This is a genomic window from Pseudaminobacter salicylatoxidans (assembly GCF_003148475.1).
GTDB classification, from domain to species: Bacteria; Pseudomonadota; Alphaproteobacteria; order Rhizobiales; family Rhizobiaceae; genus Pseudaminobacter; species Pseudaminobacter salicylatoxidans.
This window is the reverse complement of record NZ_QGGG01000011.1, coordinates 107,149-124,743: the sequence shown is the minus strand read 5'-3', so window position 1 is coordinate 124,743 and position 17,595 is coordinate 107,149. Positions and strand designations below refer to the sequence as shown.

At 64.5% G+C, this 17,595-nt stretch carries 18 protein-coding genes; 14 read left to right on the top strand and 4 right to left on the bottom strand.

Annotated features, from left to right (window positions below; translation table 11 throughout):
- The first annotated feature begins 46 nt into the window (after positions 1–46).
- The 4 genes from C7441_RS15920 (at position 47) to kynU (ending at position 4,146) form a co-directional block, all read left to right on the top strand.
- A complete protein-coding gene (locus C7441_RS15920; protein ID WP_109613727.1) occupies positions 47–1,033 on the top strand; it encodes an ABC transporter substrate-binding protein in 987 nt (328 codons plus the stop codon).
- A 133-nt stretch (positions 1,034–1,166) separates the two neighbouring features.
- Positions 1,167–1,946: an ABC transporter ATP-binding protein gene (locus C7441_RS15910; RefSeq protein WP_019171889.1), complete on the top strand. Its 780-nt coding sequence runs from the start codon at positions 1,167–1,169 to the stop codon at positions 1,944–1,946.
- Between the two features lie 6 nt (positions 1,947–1,952).
- Positions 1,953–2,879 (top strand): ABC transporter permease, encoded by a 927-nt coding sequence (locus C7441_RS15905; RefSeq protein ID WP_026060339.1) that lies wholly within the window; start codon positions 1,953–1,955, stop codon positions 2,877–2,879.
- A 19-nt stretch (positions 2,880–2,898) separates the two neighbouring features.
- The gene (kynU, locus tag C7441_RS15900) at positions 2,899–4,146 is read left to right on the top strand and encodes a kynureninase (protein WP_109613725.1); all 1,248 of its coding nucleotides are present in this window, start codon (positions 2,899–2,901) and stop codon (positions 4,144–4,146) included.
- 33 nt (positions 4,147–4,179) lie between these two features.
- Here the strand turns inward: kynU and C7441_RS15895 are convergent, their stop codons facing one another.
- Entirely contained in the window at positions 4,180–4,380 is a 201-nt protein-coding gene (locus tag C7441_RS15895; protein ID WP_109613724.1) for a hypothetical protein, read from the bottom strand.
- A gap of 271 nt (positions 4,381–4,651) precedes the next feature.
- Between C7441_RS15895 and cueR the strand changes: the two genes are divergently transcribed.
- The gene (gene cueR, locus C7441_RS15890; RefSeq protein WP_019171886.1) at positions 4,652–5,059 is read left to right on the top strand and encodes a Cu(I)-responsive transcriptional regulator; all 408 of its coding nucleotides are present in this window, start codon (positions 4,652–4,654) and stop codon (positions 5,057–5,059) included.
- Positions 5,060–5,088: 29 nt separating this feature from the next.
- Positions 5,089–5,484 (top strand): CopM family metallochaperone, encoded by a 396-nt coding sequence (gene copM / locus C7441_RS15885; RefSeq protein ID WP_109613723.1) that lies wholly within the window; start codon positions 5,089–5,091, stop codon positions 5,482–5,484.
- Positions 5,485–5,560: 76 nt separating this feature from the next.
- On the opposite strand, the gene C7441_RS15880 is transcribed toward copM, so the two are convergent.
- Entirely contained in the window at positions 5,561–6,724 is a 1,164-nt protein-coding gene (locus C7441_RS15880) for a diphosphate--fructose-6-phosphate 1-phosphotransferase (RefSeq protein WP_109613722.1), read from the bottom strand.
- A gap of 201 nt (positions 6,725–6,925) precedes the next feature.
- On the opposite strand from C7441_RS15880, the gene gabT reads away from it, so the two are divergent.
- Complete coding sequence (gabT, locus tag C7441_RS15875; protein WP_109613721.1) at positions 6,926–8,212, top strand: 4-aminobutyrate--2-oxoglutarate transaminase; 1,287 nt, start codon at positions 6,926–6,928, stop codon at positions 8,210–8,212.
- A 91-nt stretch (positions 8,213–8,303) separates the two neighbouring features.
- On the opposite strand, the gene C7441_RS15870 is transcribed toward gabT, so the two are convergent.
- Positions 8,304–9,065 (bottom strand): L,D-transpeptidase, encoded by a 762-nt coding sequence (locus tag C7441_RS15870; protein ID WP_109613720.1) that lies wholly within the window; start codon positions 9,063–9,065, stop codon positions 8,304–8,306.
- A gap of 393 nt (positions 9,066–9,458) precedes the next feature.
- Here C7441_RS15870 and C7441_RS15865 point away from each other — a divergent pair, with 393 nt between their 5' ends.
- The 4 genes from C7441_RS15865 to C7441_RS15850 all read left to right on the top strand — a co-directional run bounded on the left by C7441_RS15865 (position 9,459) and on the right by C7441_RS15850 (position 13,851).
- Positions 9,459–10,082 (top strand): LysE family translocator, encoded by a 624-nt coding sequence (locus C7441_RS15865; RefSeq protein WP_109613719.1) that lies wholly within the window; start codon positions 9,459–9,461, stop codon positions 10,080–10,082.
- 133 nt (positions 10,083–10,215) lie between these two features.
- Positions 10,216–11,667, top strand: a complete 1,452-nt coding sequence (xylB, locus tag C7441_RS15860; RefSeq protein WP_109613718.1) for a xylulokinase — start codon at positions 10,216–10,218, stop codon at positions 11,665–11,667.
- A 28-nt stretch (positions 11,668–11,695) separates the two neighbouring features.
- Positions 11,696–13,006, top strand: a complete 1,311-nt coding sequence (xylA, locus tag C7441_RS15855) for a xylose isomerase (RefSeq protein ID WP_109613717.1) — start codon at positions 11,696–11,698, stop codon at positions 13,004–13,006.
- A gap of 47 nt (positions 13,007–13,053) precedes the next feature.
- Complete coding sequence (locus C7441_RS15850) at positions 13,054–13,851, top strand: TIGR01458 family HAD-type hydrolase (protein ID WP_342353280.1); 798 nt, start codon at positions 13,054–13,056, stop codon at positions 13,849–13,851.
- Here the strand turns inward: C7441_RS15850 and C7441_RS15845 are convergent, their stop codons facing one another.
- A complete protein-coding gene (locus tag C7441_RS15845) occupies positions 13,852–14,832 on the bottom strand; it encodes a GlxA family transcriptional regulator (protein ID WP_109613715.1) in 981 nt (326 codons plus the stop codon).
- A gap of 124 nt (positions 14,833–14,956) precedes the next feature.
- Here C7441_RS15845 and bcoG point away from each other — a divergent pair, with 124 nt between their 5' ends.
- The 3 genes from bcoG to C7441_RS15830 are packed head-to-tail and all read left to right on the top strand — an operon-like array spanning position 14,957 to position 17,558.
- Positions 14,957–15,874: a 3-dehydrocarnitine:acetyl-CoA trimethylamine transferase BcoG gene (gene bcoG, locus C7441_RS15840; protein WP_109613714.1), complete on the top strand. Its 918-nt coding sequence runs from the start codon at positions 14,957–14,959 to the stop codon at positions 15,872–15,874.
- Between the two features lie 38 nt (positions 15,875–15,912).
- Complete coding sequence (locus C7441_RS15835) at positions 15,913–16,542, top strand: HD domain-containing protein (protein ID WP_109613713.1); 630 nt, start codon at positions 15,913–15,915, stop codon at positions 16,540–16,542.
- Complete coding sequence (locus C7441_RS15830) at positions 16,539–17,558, top strand: carnitine 3-dehydrogenase (RefSeq protein WP_109613712.1); 1,020 nt, start codon at positions 16,539–16,541, stop codon at positions 17,556–17,558. The genes C7441_RS15835 and C7441_RS15830 overlap by 4 nt, the downstream gene beginning before the upstream one ends.
- Positions 17,559–17,595: the final 37 nt, after the last annotated feature.

The window sequence follows — 17,595 nt, the reverse complement described above, 5'->3', positions numbered from 1 at the left end:
CGTTTCCGCGCTCGTCGCGGCATGTCTCAGGACTGGGAGGATTGACATGAACAAGGCAAGGACCGGCTGGTTGCGCGGCATCGTCGCGGCTGGCGTTTTCGTGGCGGGTATGGGCTCCGCTCTCGCCGACCCGATCAAGATCGGCATCGCCAATTTCGGCGAGCATCCTCAGCTCAACGCCTCGATCGACGGCTTCAAGAAGGCGCTGACCGACGCCGGCTATGTCGAAGGCAAGGACGTCGTTTACACCGAGAGCCACACCAATTTCGACGCCTCGCTGGTGCCGCAGATGATCGCCAAGCTGCAGGCGGAAAACCCGAAGCTGGTCTACACCGTCACCACGCCGGTTTCGCAGATCGCCAAGAAGGCGCTTGCCGGCTCCGGCATCCCGATTGTCTTCACTGCCGTCACCGATCCGGTCGCGGCCAAGCTGGTCCCGTCGTGGGATGCCGGCGACGAGGGCATCACGGGCGCCACCGACCTGCAGGACATCGCCGCGGTCATGGAATTCACCCACAAACTGCTACCCAACGCCAAGCGCTTCGGCCAGCCTTACAATCCGGGCGAGGCCAATGACGTGGCCCTGCTCGACAAGGTCAAGGAAGCCGCGCCGGCCGCCGGTTTCGAAGTCGTTCCGGTCGGCGTCGACAACGTCAACGACATCCAGCAGCGCATCGCTTCCCTCGCCGGCAAGGCCGACGTGATCTACACGCCCGCGTCCAACCTGCTGCAGCCGGCGATCCCGGCCGTCGCCGCCGCCGCCCGTCAGGCCGGCATCCCGATCGTCAACTCAGACGACGACGCCGTGCGCAAGGGTATCGTGCCGGCCAGCTTCGCCGTCAACTACACGCAGGTCGGCATCAATGCCGGCAAGATCGCGGTCGAGATCCTGAAGGGTGCGGACCCGAAGACCATCGCTCCGAGCAAGCCGGCCTATCAGGACCATGCTCCGCTGATCAACAAGGCCACGCTGAAGGCCTTTGGCGCCGAACTGCCGGCGGATCTCGAAAACTGCAACTGCTTCGTCGACTGATTAGTCGCCATCGAACAGTGTGCGGCGGCGCGGTTCGCGCCGCCGCACATGCAGCAAAATCAATTAGATAGACCACGATGTCATCCGAAAACCGCTTCACACTTTTCGGCATCATGGTCTAAGGGAGGTGCCCGTGCTGGAAATCCGGTCGGCGCAAAAAACATTCTACCGCGGCCAGGCAGACGAGAAGATTGCCCTCGACAGGCTGAACCTCAAGCTTGCCACCGGCGAGTTCGGGGTCGTCATCGGCTCCAACGGCGCCGGCAAGAGCAGCATGTTGAACGCGATTTCCGGCTCGCTGAGTCTCGATTCCGGGCAGATACTCGTCAACGGCCAGGACGTGTCGAACATGCCCGTCCACAAGCGGGCGGTGCGGCTCGCACGCGTTTTCCAGGACCCGATGAAGGGCACCGCCGCCTCGATGACGGTGGCCGAAAACATGCTGCTGGCAGAACTGCGCAGCAGCAAGCGCACGCTGCGGCGTGGTCTCACGCCTGCCCGCATCGCCGATTACCGCGAGCGTCTTGCCATTCTCGGGCTGGGGCTTGAAAGCCGCATGGACACCCGCGTCGAGCTGCTTTCGGGCGGCCAGCGGCAGTCGCTGTCGCTTATCATGGCGGTGGGCGGCTCGCCCGACCTGCTGCTGCTCGACGAGCACACGGCAGCGCTCGATCCGCGCACGGCCGACATCGTCATGGCCGCAACCGTGCGCGCCGTGGAGGCGCTGAAGCTGACCACGCTGATGGTGACCCACAACATGCAGCACGCGGTCGATTTCGGTCATCGCGTCATCATGCTGGATGCCGGCAAGGTGCGCCTGGAGATCGCCGGCGAGGAAAAGGCGAACACCACGGTCGCCGACCTCATCGGCCATTTCGCCGTCAAGACCGACCGTATGCTTCTGGCGAGTTGACCGATGATGGATTTCGTTCAAACCACTTTCGCGAGCTTCGTCTCGCTCATTCCGGTCACGCTCGCGCAGAGCCTGATCCTCAGTTTCGTGGTGCTCGGCATCATGATCCCGTTCCGCATGCTGAGCTTCCCCGACCTGACCAGCGAAGGCGCGTTCCCGCTCGGCGGCTGCGTGTGCGGCGTGCTGCTTGCGGCGGGGGCTTCGCCTGTGGTGGCTATCGCGGTCGCGTTGCTCGCCGGCTTCGTGGCGGGCTGCTGCACGGCCTTTATCCATCTGCGCTTCCGCATCCACACGCTGCTGGCCGGCATTCTCATGATGACGATGCTCTACAGCATCAACCTGCGCATCATGGGCAAGTCCAACCTGTCGGTGTTCGGCGCGCCCACCGTGTTCGACTGGGTGCCCTTCGTGCAGCCGGGCTTCCCGGTCAGCAAGATCATGGCCGCCGGCCTGATCGCACTGGTGGTGTTCATCGTGCTCAATCTGTTCTTCAAGACCGAACAGGGCACGGCCGTGCGCGCCGTGGGCGCCAATCCCGACATGGCCGAGGCGCAGGGTATCAATGTCTGGGCCGCGACCATCGGCGGTGTGGGCCTGGCGGGTGCATTCTCCGCGCTCAGCGGCGCGGTGATGGTGCAGTCGCAGGGCTTTGCCGACGTCAATATGGGCCTCGGCATCCTCATCAACGGCCTGGCGGCGCTGATGATCGGCGAGGCGCTGGTGGGCAAGCAGACGGTGTTTCGCCAGCTTCTGGCGCCCTTCGTCGGCGCCATCGTCTATTACCAGCTCGTCTCGCTCTGCCTTGCCGCGGGGATGCCGCCCCCGGATCTCAAGCTGGCGACGGGCCTGTTCGTGCTGGCCATGCTGGCCTTGCCGAGCCTGCGCCGCAGCCGCGGCGCTGCCGCCCCGGCCCGCGAAGCCTTCCGCGAATAATGTCCAAGGATTGCAGACCATGACAGCCATGCCAGACCTTGCCGCCATCGAGGCGCGTGACGCCGCCGACCCGCTGCGCCACATGCGCGACCGTTTCGTGCTGCCACAAGGCGTGATCTATCTGGACGGCAATTCGCTGGGAGCGGCACCGAAGGAAGCCTTCGCCGAACTTGACAAGGCGGCGAAGGAGGAGTGGGCGCAAGGGTTGATCCGGAGCTGGAACCACGCCGGCTGGTTCGACCTCGCCCTGCAACTGGGCGACAAGGTCGGCCGGCTGATCGGTGCCGGGCCGGGCGAGACGGTGGTGTGCGACACCACCTCCACCAACATCTACAAGGCGCTGCAGGCGGCACTTTCGATGCGTCCGGGGCGCTCGGTGATCGTGGCCGAGGGCGACAGCTTCCCGACCGATCTCTATATGGCCGAGGGCGTGGCCTCGACCCGGCCGGATGTGAAAATCCGCCTCGAAGGCGTCGATGCCGACAATATCGAGGACCTGATCGACGACAGCGTTGCCGTGGTTCTGGTCAACCACGTCAACTACAAGTCGGGCATATTGCGCGACATGGCGGCGCTCACCGCCAAGGCGCATGCGGCCGGCGCGCTGATCGTCTGGGATCTTTGCCACACGGCCGGCGCCCTGCCGGTGGAACTCAACGCCGCCAATGCCGACATGGCGGTGGGCTGCACCTACAAATATCTGAATGGCGGGCCGGGCGCGCCGGCCTTCATCTATGCCGCAAGGCGTCATCACGAGCAGATCCGGCAGCCCTTGTCGGGCTGGTGGGGCCATGCGCGCCCCTTCGCCTTCACGCAAGGCTATGAGCCCGGCGCCGGCATCACGCGCTTCCTGTGCGGCACGCAGCCGGTCCTGTCGCTGAGGGCACTGAAAGGTTCGCTCGACGTGTGGGACGAGGTCGATCTCAACGCGCTGCGCAAGAAAAGCATCGAGCTGACCGAATTGTTCATCGAGCTGGTCGAGGCGACCTGCGGCGAGTTCGGCGTGAAGCTCGAAGGCACACGCGATCCCAACCGGCGTGGCAGCCAGGTCTCGTTCTCGCACGAGAACGCCTACGAGATCATGCAGGCGCTGATCGACCGGGGCGTGATCGGCGATTTCCGCGCGCCAAACGTCATGCGTTTCGGCTTCACGCCGCTCTATGTCGGCTATCGCGACGTGTGGGAGGCCGTGGCGACGCTGCGCGACATCCTCGCGACCGGCGCCTGGCAGGACACGCGCTTTGCGGTGCGCGCCGCCGTTACCTGACGGAGGCGCTGCCCCGCATAGATCAGCGGAGCCTCAGTTGGCGTGGGACGCGGTGGAAAACGAACCGCCCTGCGCCTTCTTCCGATGTTCTTCGATGATCTGCTCGAAGTGTTCTACGTGCTCTTCGAGCGCCGTGTTGTTCATGAAGGCGGTCAGGGTGGTGATGTCCCTGCCCCTGATCAGATCGTGTTGCTGCGCGGTCTTGAGGCGAGCAAGCAGCTCGACGCGTTTCATCGGCACTCCTTTCCCAGCGTTTCACCCGCGAGATTTGAGAGCGACGATCTGCGCTGAATTCAGATCGCGCGGGCACGTTCGGACAAGAGGCTGATGCGCCGGCCGGCCGCGCCGCGGGTGATTTGAGGTTCTCCTTGGAAGAGGCAAGTTGTCCTTTTTGTCAACCGTGCCTTGACCTTCCAGTTGCTGGAAACCCTAGTCTGAGTCTCCATATGAAGGGGGAAACGAGTCGATGGCATGGCGACAATTGCCATCCAAAGGGAGATTTTTCATGAATATCGGTGAAGCGGCCGAACGTTCCAGCCTGCCGGCCAAGACCATCCGCTACTATGAAGAGATCGGATTGCTGAAACCCGATCGCTCGGAGAACGGCTATCGCGATTATTCGATGAGCGACGTGCATCGTCTGCGTTTTCTGCAACGGTCGCGCAGCCTCGGCTTCTCGGTCGAGGAATGCCGGCAGTTGCTGTCGCTTTATGGCGACACGCATCGCGAGAGCGCCGACGTCAAGGCGTTGGCGCAGGTCAAGCTGACCGAGATCGACCGCAAGATCGCCGAATTGCAGAGCCTGCGCGCAACGCTGCGCCATCTGGTGAAAAGCTGCCACGGCGATCATCGCCCGGATTGCCCGATCCTGGAGGAACTGGCCGGTGAACGCGAGCAACCCGTCGTCGCATAAATCCCCCCGCCACAGAAAGGAAACGTGAAATGACCCTTCAACGCAAGCTTGCGGTCGCCACGGCGGCCTTGATCCTGGGCGTCGGCAGCACAGGTATCGCGATGGCGCAGGAAAGTCACAGCGGTCATGACATGAGCGGCATGAGCATGTCGAAGGAAGCGTCCTCACCCGCCGCCAAGGGCTATACGGAAGCCATGGACAAGATGCACGAGGCGATGGGCAAGGCTGAATATACGGGTGACCCGGATGTCGATTTCGCCATCGGCATGATCCCGCATCATCAGGCGGCGATCGACATGGCCAGGGTGCAGCTCGAATATGGCAAGGATCCGGAAATCCGCAAGCTGTCTGAGGAGATCATCAAGGCGCAGGAAGCCGAGATCAGGCAGCTTCAGGATTGGCTGGCTGTGCATAAGGCGAAATGATCCCTGCGGCCTTGAGTCCGGTGTTGTCGGCGCCGCCCGCGCGGCTTGCCGCTTCAGCGGGGGCGCGCCCGACGCGTCAAACGAAGGGTTTTCCGACCTTGAATTTTTTCGGCACGAGCCTTTCCAGATAGGCCATGCCCTTCCGCGAAAGCCGGTTTGCCTTGGGCTCCAGGAAATCGTCCGGCATGTGGCGGGTTTTGCCGGCCACGTCGCCCAGCGGCACGCGCCGCATGACGGTCTTTTCCCCGTCGAACTGCAAGGCCACCGAGCCTCCGCCCCGTGCCGCGAGATCGACCGCGTAGCTGCCCGCCTGGAAGGCTTCGGCGGCGTCAACCGGGCTGATCGTGGCGACATTGCCGCGCGGCATGTAGCCCAGCGTGTCGACGCGCGCGCGCTTGCCGGGCAGGCCGTCGCGCAATGCCTGTTCGAAGGCCATGCCGAGATCGCCGCCCGAAAGCTTCAGATTGCCATGCGCGTCGCGCTCCAGCCGGTCGGGCGATACGAGGCTTTCCACCAGCGGCTTCCCATCCGCCGTCGTCACGCCTTCGGAGACGGCGACGATGCAGCGCTTGTGCCTGTCCAGCGTGGCGCGCACATCGTCGATGAAACGCGGCACCGAGAATGCCCGTTCAGGCACATAGACCAGATGCGGGCCGCTCTCGTCGTCGAGACGCCACGCGGCCGAGGCGGCGGTGAGGAAGCCAGCATTGCGGCCCATGACGATGCCGACATAGACGCCGGGCAGGGCGCGGAAATCCAGGTCGACGCTGAGGAAGGCGCCGGCCACGAAATCGGCGGCCGAGATGAAGCCCGGCGTGTGGTCGTTCTCCACCAGATCGTTGTCGATGGTCTTGGGCGCATGCACGAAGGCGATGGAGCCGCCCGAGGCTTCGGCGAGGATTTCCTGCGTGCCGGACGTATCATTGCCGCCGATATAGATGAAGGCGTCCGCGCCTTCCTTCCTCAAGCCGGCAAGAACCTGTGCGCAATAGGCCGCGTCCGGCTTGTCGCGCGTGCTGCCGAGGGCCGCGCTCGGCGTGGCCGCCACGAGGCGCAATTCGTCCTCCGGCACCGCCGACAGATCGACATAGTCGCCGTCGCGAATGCCGCGCACGCCGAAGCGCGCGCCAAGCACGCGCGCACCCTTGTGCCGCTTGCGGATTTCCAGCACCGCGCCCGCCAGCGTCTGGTTGATGACGGCGGTCGGCCCGCCGCCCTGCGCGATCACGAATGTTGTCATGGCTGATCTTCCCTCCGCATGCGTTGTCGCTTTTATGCGTACCCATCGCTTTCGTGCAATATGGCGCGGTGTTCGTATGTGGCCATGCACAGGCGGCTGAGCCATGCGATCTTTCGTTCTGGCTGCAGCCGATTGCGTTGCTGCGACCCTGTTTTTGTCGGATAGATGACGCATAATCAGTCTCGCGTGAGGACCCCTCAGATGACAAACAACGCTTCCCTCCAGTCGCGCCGTGTCGCGGCCATTCCGCGCGGCGTATCGACCGCCAACCCGGTTTTCGCCAAGCGCGCGGAAGGCTCGGAGCTGTGGGATGCCGACGACAGGCGCTACATCGATTTCGGCGGCGGCATTGCCGTGCTCAACACCGGCCATCGCCACCCGAAGGTCATCGCCGCCGTGCGCGAGCAGCTTGATGCCTACACCCACACCGCTTTCCAGATAGTACCGTATGAACCCTATGTGGCGCTGTGCGAGCGCCTGAACGAGATCGCGCCGTTCAAGGGGCCGGCCAAGTCGATCCTGTTCTCCACTGGCGCCGAAGCCGTCGAGAACGCCGTCAAGATCGCGCGCGCCCACACCGGCCGCACCAATGTCATCGCCTTCACCGGCGCCTTCCACGGCCGCACGCTGATGACCAGCGCGCTGACGGGCAAGGTCGCGCCCTACAAGAAGAAGTTCGGCCCGATGCCCGCCGGCGTCTGGCACGTGCCGTTCCCGATGCCGCAGGACGGCGTGACGGTCGCCGATACGCTGAAGGCCATCGAATATCTGTTCCGCGCCGATGTCGATCCGGTCAATGTCGCAGCCTTCATCATCGAGCCCGTGCAGGGCGAGGGCGGCTTCAACCCGGCTCCGGTCGAGCTGCTGGAGGCGCTGCGCAAGCTGTGCGACCAGCACGGCATCCTGCTCATCGCCGACGAGGTGCAGACCGGCTTTGCCCGTACCGGCAAGATGTTCGGCATCGAAAACAGCGGCGTCGAGCCCGACCTCATAACCATCGCCAAGTCGCTTGCCGGCGGCTTCCCGCTTTCGGGCGTGGTCGGCCGCGCCGAGATCATGGATGCGCCCGAGCCGGGCGGCCTGGGCGGCACTTATGCCGGCAACCCGCTTGCCTGCGTGGCGGCGCTGGCCGTGCTGGACGTCATCAGGGATGAGAAGCTGATCGAGCGCGCCAATGCGCTGGGCGACCGCATCAAGGGCGAACTGACGCGCTTTGCCCAGCGCAACGACACTGTCGCGATGGCCTCCATCCGTGGTCCCGGCGCCATGATCGCCTTCGACATCGTAAAGAGCCGCGGTGGCCAGGAGCCGGATGCCGAGGCCACCAGGCGGGTGCTGGCGGCAGCCCTCGCCGAGGGGCTGGTGCTCTTGTCCTGCGGCGTCTACGGCAACACCGTACGCCTGCTGATGCCGCTCACCATCTCCGACGCGCTGCTCGACGAGGGCATGGCCAAGCTGGAGAAGGCGCTGGTCGCGGCCAACGCCTGAGGCTTGCGGGATAGCTGAAAAAAGGAAGCGCCCGGTCGAAGCTCGGCCGGGCGCTTTTCAATTGAGGGTTCGAAGGCGGCTTTCCAGCCGATCACACCACGACGATCGGCGTTCCCGATGGCACGCGGCTATAGAGGTCGATCACGTCCTGATTGATCATGCGCACGCAGCCCGACGAGACGGCCGTGCCGATCGACCACCATTCGGGCGAGCCATGAACGCGAAACAGCGTGTCGCGACCGTCCTTGAAGATGTAGAGCGCCCGTGCGCCGAGCGGGTTGGTGAGGCCGCCCGGTTGGCCGCCGCGATATTTCTCCAGCTCCGGCTTGCGGGCGATCATCTCGGCCGGCGGCGTCCAGGTCGGCCATTCCTTCTTGTACTGGATGTTGGCGCGGCCCGACCAGACGAAGCCCTCCTTGCCAATGCCGACGCCATAGCGGATGGCATCGCCGCCCGGCTGAACGAGGAACAGGAAGCGCTCCTGCAGATGCACGACGATCGTGCCCGGCCGCTCGCCGGTCGGATCCACCACGATCTGGCGGCGGAATTTCGGATTGATCTTGGCAAAGGGAACCTCGGGCAGCGCATAGCCGCTGTCGGTGAGGGAGGCATACATCAGATCGGGTGTCGTCACCTGCTTGTCGACGCTGATGCGCGGCCGGATCGAGCCGGTGGTGAAGTCGTCCACCTGCACTGCGGCAAGGTCGATCGACCGCGAGCATCCGGCGGTGCCGAGCAGGGCCGAGCCGAGGCCGAGCAGGGCAGTGCGACGTGAGATTTGGGCGGGTTGTTCCGTCTCGCCGGAGACGGTGTCGATCGATGCGGGGTTTTGCGACACGGGATACGATTCCATGGTTGAACCAGAAGCGTTTCGGCAATCGCGAAAACCCTGCGATCACGCCATTCGTATTTTCCGCAATCATGGTTGATAAAGCGTGAACCGCCGAAAGCGATTTGTCTGCAATGGCTTGGCGGGATCGAGCTCTGGACGGCCTGTGGATGACCGGCTTTTAACCGGAGGCGAACGCGACAAGAGCGCGCCTGGGTCACAATCTCGACCAGCCCTTCGCATAGCTCCCGAAGCGCAGTTCGAGAGGGATTTTCATGCGCACCATATTCACGATCTTGACGAAGGCGGCATCATGACGACGCGGCCCCGGCACGCCTCCGAGGCGCCGCAAACTTTGTACTTTACTTCGCCGTGCTGGCAGGGATTTATCCTTTCCTTTGAGCAAAGGAGACATCCATGCCGCTTGAAACCTGGGCAGCTTTCGCAGTCGCATCGGCGGTCCTGCTGATCATCCCCGGACCCACCATCCTGCTGGTGGTTTCCTATGCGCTCGGGCAGGGCTGGCGCACCGCCCTGCCGATGTCTGTCGGGGTCGCGCTCGGCGACTTCACCGCCATGACGCTGTCCATGCTCGGCATCGGCGCGTTGCTGGCGGCTTCGGCCACCGTCTTCACCCTGCTGAAATGGATAGGTGCCGCCTATCTCATCTACCTCGGCATAAAGCTGTTTCGCGCTGGCGGTGCGCTGCAGGCAGAGCCGCGCAAGACGGCCGCGTCATCGCTCCGCATGATGGCGCATGCCTGGCTGGTCACGGCGCTCAATCCCAAAAGCATCACCTTCTTCGTGGCCTTCCTGCCGCAGTTCATCGACCGCCATGCCGATTTCTGGACGCAGATGGCGATCTTCGAGGCGACCTTCCTGACGCTCGCCTTCCTCAATGCCTTCGGCTACGCGCTGGTGGCCGCGCGGGCGCGCGAACTGGTGCGCAATCCGCGCGCCATCGGCTTCTTCAACAAGGCCGGCGGTACGCTTCTGGTCGGCGCCGGCATTGCCACCGTGGCGGTTCGTTCCGGCAATTGATTTTGTCCGGCATGTGATTTTGTCCGGCATGGCTTTGCACGCCGGACAGCACTCTATTTTTTACGAGTTCCGAAAAAATACCTTTCCTGCGCTGCCATATTTGTTATGAAGCAGAGACCGGGAGGGAAATGAAATGTATCTGGGACTCGATATCGGCACCTCCGGCGTCAAGGCGCTGCTGATGGATGATGCGCAGCGCATCGTCGGCTCGGCCAATGGCGCGCTCGACGTTTCGCGCCCGCATATGGGCTGGTCCGAGCAGGCGCCGGCCGATTGGATCCGCGCGACCCGGCAGGCCGTCTCCGCGCTCAAGGCCGAACATCCACAGGAACTGGCGGCGGTGAAGGGCATCGGCCTTTCCGGCCAGATGCATGGCGCCACGCTGCTCGATGCGCGCGATGAAGTGCTGCGCCCGTGCATTCTGTGGAACGACACGCGCAGCTTTGCCGAAGCCGAAAAACTCGATGCCGATCCGCGCTTTCGCAAGATCACCGGAAACATCGTGTTTCCCGGCTTCACCGCGCCCAAGCTGGCATGGGTGAAGAACAACGAGCCGGAGCTTTTCGCCAAGGTGGCCAAGGTCTTGCTGCCGAAGGACTATCTGCGGCTGTGGCTGGCGGGCGAGCACATTTCTGAAATGTCGGATTCGGCCGGCACCTCATGGCTGGATGTCGCGGGGCGGCGCTGGTCGCCGGAGCTTCTGGCCGCGACCGATCTGGACGAGGGACAGATGCCGCGTCTGGTCGAAGGGTCGGAACGGGCCGGCCAGCTTCGCGCCGAGCTGGCGGCCGAATGGGGCATGGGCTCGGGCGTGGTGATTGCCGGCGGCGCGGGCGACAATGCGGCTTCCGCCTGCGGCATGGGTACGGTCAGGCCCGGCCATGCCTTTGCCTCGCTCGGCACCTCGGGCGTGTTGTTCGCCGCCAACGGAGCCTATCTGCCCAATCCGGAAAGTGCGGTGCACACATTCTGCCACGCGCTGCCGGAGACCTGGCATCAGATGGGCGTCATCCTCGCCGCGACGGATTCGCTGAACTGGCTGGCCGGCATCATCGGCCGCAGCGCAAGCGAACTGACCGGCGAGCTTGGCGATGCCTTGCACGCGCCTTCGGGTGTTACCTTCCTGCCCTATATTTCCGGCGAGCGCACGCCGCACAATGATGCGGCCATCCGTGGCGTGTTCAGCGGACTCGACCGTGAGTCCGACCGTGCCGCGCTCACCCAGGCGGTGCTGGAAGGCGTTGCCTTCGCCTTCCGCGACAGCCTTGAAGCCTTGGCCGCAGCCGGCACGACCCTGACGCGCGTGACGGCGATCGGCGGCGGGTCGCGTTCGCGCTACTGGCTGAAGGCGATTGCCACCGCGCTCGGGCTTCCGGTCGATCTTCCGGCCGATGGCGATTTCGGCGCGGCTTTCGGTGCGGCGCGGCTTGGCCTGATCGCGGCCGAGGCCGCCGACCCCTTTGCGGTCTGCACCGCGCCGGCGACGGCCGAAACCATCGAGCCCGACACGGCGCTGGCCGATACCTATGCCGAGGCCTATGGGCGCTATCGCGCCCTCTATCCGGCGGTCAGGAGCACGATGTGAGCTTTTCGAGCGAGGGAGGAGTTTTGTCATGAGCACCGGATTTTTCGGCGACATCAAGCCTGTCGGGTATGAGGGCCCGGAGAGCACCAATCCGCTGGCCTATCGCTTCTACAATCCCGACGAGATCGTGCTCGGCAAGCGCATGGAGGACCATCTGCGCTTCGCTGTCGCCTACTGGCATTCCTTCACCTGGCCGGGCGGCGATCCGTTCGGCGGGCAGACCTTCGAGCGCCCGTGGTTCGGCGACACGATGGAGCAGGCCAAGCGCAAGGCCGATGTCGCCTTCGAGATGTTCTCGCTGCTCGGTGCTCCCTATTTCTGCTTCCACGATGCCGATGTGCGCCCCGAGGCCGATACCTTCGCCGAAAGTGCTGCGCGCCTCGACGAGATCGCCGACTATTTTGCCGGCAAGATGAGCGAGACGGGCGTCAGGCTCTTGTGGGGTACCGCCAACCTCTTCTCCAACCGCCGCTACATGGCGGGCGCGGCGACCAATCCAGACCCGGATGTGTTTGCCTATGCCGCCGCGACGGTCAAGCACTGTATCGACGTCACCAAGCGCCTGAACGGCGAGAACTATGTGCTGTGGGGCGGGCGCGAGGGCTATGAGACGCTGCTCAACACCGACATGGGCCGCGAGCTCGACCAGATGGGCCGCTTCCTGTCGCTGGTGGTCGACTACAAGCACAAGATTGGTTTCACCGGCACGATCCTGATCGAGCCGAAGCCGCAGGAGCCGACAAAGCACCAGTATGATTTCGACGTCGCCACCGTTTACGGCTTCCTCAAGCGCTATGGTCTCGAGAACGAGGTGAAGGTCAATATCGAGCAGGGCCATGCGATCCTCGCCGGCCATTCCTTCGAGCACGAGTTGGCGCTTGCCAATGCGCTGGGCATCTTCGGTTCCATCGACATGAACCGCAACGACTACCAGTCGGGCTGGGACACCGACCAGTTCCCCAACAACGTGCCGGAAATGGCGCTGGCCTATTACCAGATCCTCGCCCATGGCGGCTTCAGGACCGGCGGCACCAATTTCGACGCCAAGCTGCGCCGCCAGTCGCTCGATCCCGAAGACCTGTTGGTCGCCCATATCGGCGGCATGGATTGCTGCGCGCGCGGGCTGAAGGCTGCGGCCAGGATGATCGAGGACAAGGCGCTTTCGGCCCCGCTTGAGGCGCGCTATGCCGGCTGGAACTCGGCCGAGGCGCAGGCGATGCTGTCGGGACAGCGTTCGCTGGAGGACATCGCCGCGCGCGTGGTGAAAGACGGGATCGAGCCGCAGCCGAAGTCGGGCCGGCAGGAATATCTCGAAAACGTCGTTAACCGTTACGTCTGACGCTCAAGCGGCGGCGGAAAAGCTCGCAGCCGCTGTCGCCATTTGACGTGGCCACGCCTGCGCGGCATCCTTCGGCCATGATCAACGGCGTGCTTCTGGACCTGTCCGGGGTGCTCTATGACGGCGGCAGCCCTATCCAGCAGGCTGCCGCCTCCGTCCGGCGCTTGCGCGATGCCGGGCTGCCGCTGCGCTTCGTCAGCAACACCACGCGGTCAGCAAAAAGCGAAATTCTCGTGCGCCTTGGCAGGCTTGGCATAAAGGTCGGCGCCGACGAGCTTTTTACGCCCGTGCAGGCCGCGCGCGACTGGCTGAAGACGCATGATTGCTCGGCGCATCTTTTGATCCATCCGGAACTCGAACCCGATTTTCGCGATCTGCCATCAGGCAGCGGTATTGCGGTCGTAATCGGCGATGCAGCCGATGCCTTCGACTATGCGAGCCTCAACGCAGCCTTCCGCCTGCTAAGCGACGGCGCGGCGTTTCTGGCGCTGGCCGACAACCGCGTGTTCAAGGATGCCGATGGCAAGCTCAGCCTTGATGCCGGGCCGTTTGTGCGGGCACTCGAATTCGCCTGTGGGCGCAAGGCGACCGTGCTCGGCAAGCCGGCGCGAGAATTCTTCCTTTCCGCGCTAGCCAGCATGGATTGTCCGCCCGGCGCGGCGGTGATGGTCGGCGACGATGCCGAAAGCGATGTTGCCGGGGCCATGCGGGCCGGGTTTTCCGTGGCGTTGCTGGTGCGCACGGGCAAATATCGCGATGGCGACGAGACGCGTTTCGAACCGCAACCGACCGGGGTGGTCGAGGACATAGCGGCGGCTGCGGACTGGATTCTGGCTCACCGGTAGTCAGCGTCGTCTCAGCTGCGTCGGCGACATGCCGAATGTCTTGGCAAACGCACGCGAAAAGCCAGCGGCGCTGGAAAAGCCGGTGCGCGCGGCAATGTCGGCCATGGGCACGGCCGTGTCCACCACCAGCCGCCGCGCCGCGCTGAGGCGCAGGCGCAGATAGTAGGCGCCGGGCGTCTCGCCGATCGACTTGCCGAAGATTTTTTCCAGCGCGCGTGTCGTCAGGCCGGTGCGCCGGGCGATGGCCGAGATCGTCAGCGGCTGGTCGATATGCGCTTCCATGAGGCGGATTGCCTGTGCCAGTCGCGGGTCGTAGCCATCGAGCCTGCCGAGCGAGACGAGCGGCTGCGCGTCGGTCGCCGCGCGCGCCTGATCGTAGATGAAGACGCTGGCGACATCGAGCGCCACCGCCATGCCGAGCCGCGAACGGATGAGGTGCAGCATCAGGTCGAAGGTGGGTGAGGCGCCGCCGGAGGTGAAGACCGGCCCGTCGATGATGTAGCGGTCCGGCCGCACATCCACGCCCGGGAAGGCGGCGGTGAAATCCTCCAAGTCCTCCCAGTGGGTGGTGGCGCTGCGGCCTTCCAGCAGCCCCGCGCGGGCGACGAGCCAGGTGCCGGCCTCGATGCCGCCCACCGCGCGCGCCGAGCGCGCCACGCGCCGCAGGCCGGCCAGCAGGGCGGACGTTCCCTGCATTCTTGTGCCGAAGCCGCCGATGATGGCCAGTACGTCGGTTTTTTCGCCCGGATCGAACTTTCCGCCGACCGCCACGGGCAGGCCCGAGGTCGTCACCGGTGGCGCGCCGTCCATCGAAACCAGCTTCCAGTCGAACAGCGTTTCGCCAGATACGCGGTTGGCCGCGCGCAGCGGATCGACGGCGGAGGCCACGCACATGATGGAGCAGCCGGAGAAAACCAGCATCGTCACCCTGAGCGGCGAACGGTCGGGAAGAAAGATTGAAGGCTTTTCGCTTTTCATCAATTCAGGTTCGTAAAGTGCAAAGCAGTTTCAGGCAAGTCCGCCATGATCCCTTGCGAGAAACGGCGCGATGTCCGGGCACTGGAGCCGGATGAGAAGTGCGCGCGCCGGTCGATTGGAGGAATTTATGCCGCTTTCCATGAACCGCGAGGTCTTCATCACCTGTGCCGTGACCGGCTCGGGGGGAACGCAGGACCGCAGCCCGCACGTGCCCCGCTCGCCCAAGCAGATCGCCGATTCGGCCATCGAGGCGGCGAAGGCGGGCGCGGCCGTCGTGCACTGCCATGTGCGCGACCCCGAGACGGGCAAGCCGCGCCGCGACGTCCACCTCTATCGCGAAGTGACCGAGCGCATCCGCGACGCCAATGTCGACGTGGTGCTGAACCTCACCGCCGGGATGGGCGGCGACATGGTGTTCGGGTCCACCGAGGCGCCGCTGCCGCTGAAGGAGCAGGGCACCGACATGGCCGGTGCCGCCGAGCGCGTGGAGCATGTGCGCCAGTGCCTGCCGGAAATCTGCACGCTGGACTGCGGCACGATGAACTTCAACGAAGCCGACTATGTGATGACCAACACCCCCGGCATGCTGCGCGCCATGGGCTCGATGATGACCGAAATGGGCGTCAAGCCGGAGATCGAAGCTTTCGACACCGGTCATCTCTGGTTTGCCAAGGAACTCGTGAAGGAAGGCGTTCTCAAGCCGGATGCCCTGGTGCAGCTCTGCATGGGCGTGCCGTGGGGCGCGCCGGACGACCTGAACACCTTCATGGCCATGGTCAACAATGTGCCGCAGGAATGGACCTTCTCGGCCTTCTCGCTTGGCCGCAACCAGATGGCCTATGCGGCCGCTGCGGTCCTGGCCGGCGGCAACGTTCGTGTAGGCCTCGAGGACAATCTGTGGCTCGACAAGGGCGTGCTGGCCACCAATGCGCAGCTCGTCGAGCGTGCGGTCACCATCGTCGAGAACATGGGTGCCCGTGTGATCGGGCCGGAAGAGGTGCGCCAGAAGCTGAACCTCACCAAGCGCGCGCCGGTGGCGGTCTAAGCCGGCAATAGTTCCAGGCGGAAAAGGGAGAGGACGCCATGGAAACGGTCAAGTTCACGGCGATGAAGGATGGCGACCGCGAGGACTATGCCTTCCTCACCGAGCACGAGATCGAGTTTGCCACCAAGACCGGGGGGCGTCTTCTCGACGCCCTGGTAAAGCTTGACGAGAGCCTGTCGGGCTACAAGGTCACGCGGCTTGGCCACTCGGTGCAGGCGGCCACCCGTGCCTGGCGCGACGGCGCCGACGACGACTGGGTCGTCTGCGCCCTCCTGCACGATATCGGCGACATCTACGCACCCTACAACCACGACGAATATGCGGCCGCGATCCTGCGGCCGTTCGTTCGCGAACAGTGCCACTGGGTGGTCGAGAAGCACGGGGATTTCCAGCGGCTCTATTATGCGCATCACGTTGGCGGCAATCGCCATGCGCGCGATAAGTTCGCCGGGCATCCCTACTACGACGACTGCGACCAGTTCTGCGAGCGGTGGGACCAGTCGAGCTTCGATCCCGGGTACGAGACCCTGCCGCTCGATTTCTTCCGGCCCATGGTGGAAAAAGTGTTCTCCCGCCAGGCCTACGATCCCGCCGTCATCCGCGTCGGCGAGCGCGTCGCGCTCGTCAATCCCCAAACAGCTAGCCAAAGAGCGGGAGCATCCGCATGAGCAGTATCAAGAAAGCAGCCGCTATCGGCGGCGGTGTTATCGGCGCGGGCTGGGTCGCGCGTCTGTTGCTGAACGGCATCGACGTTTCCATCTACGATCCCGATCCGGAGGCCTCGCGCAAGGTCGACGAGGTGATGGAAGGCGCGCGGCGCGCCTACAAGCAGATGCTGCCCGGCGGCCTGCCCCGGGAAGGCAAGCTGACCTTCGCCAAGACCCTCGCCGAGGCGGTGACGGGCGCCGACTTCATCCAGGAAAGCGTGCCGGAGCGGCTCGACATCAAGCACAAGGTGTTGGCCGAGATCGACGTCCATGCCCCGGCCGACGCGCTGATCGGCTCGTCCACCTCCGGCATCAAGCCGACCGATATGCAGCCGGCGCTGAAGCATCCGGAGCGCCTGGTCGTCGCCCATCCGTTCAATCCGGTCTACTTGCTGCCGCTGGTCGAGATCGTCGGCGGCGAGAAGACGACGCCGGCCGTCATCGAAAAGGCGCGTGCGCTCTACGCCTCGATCGGCATGAAGCCGGTGGTGATCCGCAAGGAGATCGAGGCCTTCGTCGGCGACCGCCTGCTGGAGGCCGCATGGCGCGAGGCGCTGTGGCTGATCAAGGACGGCATCTGCTCGGTCGAGGAACTCGACGACATCATGCGCTACTCCTTCGGCCTGCGCTGGGCGCAGATGGGTATGTTCCAGGTCTACCGCATCGCCGGCGGCGAGGCGGGTATGCGCCACTTCATGGCCCAGTTCGGCCCGTGCCTCAGCTGGCCGTGGACGAAGCTGATGGACGTGCCGGAATTCAACGACGAACTGGTCGATCTGATTGCCGGCCAGTCCGACGAGCAGTCCGATAAATGGTCGATCCGCGAGTTGGAAAAGATTCGCGACGACAACCTCGTCGCGATCATGGAAGCACTGGGCAAGCAGAACAAGGGTGAAGGCTGGGGCGCTGGCGCGCTTTACAACGAATACACCAGCCGCCTGTCCGCGCTCGCCGCCAAGGACAAGGTCGAGAGCTGAGGAGAGACGCGGCGGCGCCAGGTTGGGCGCCGCCGTG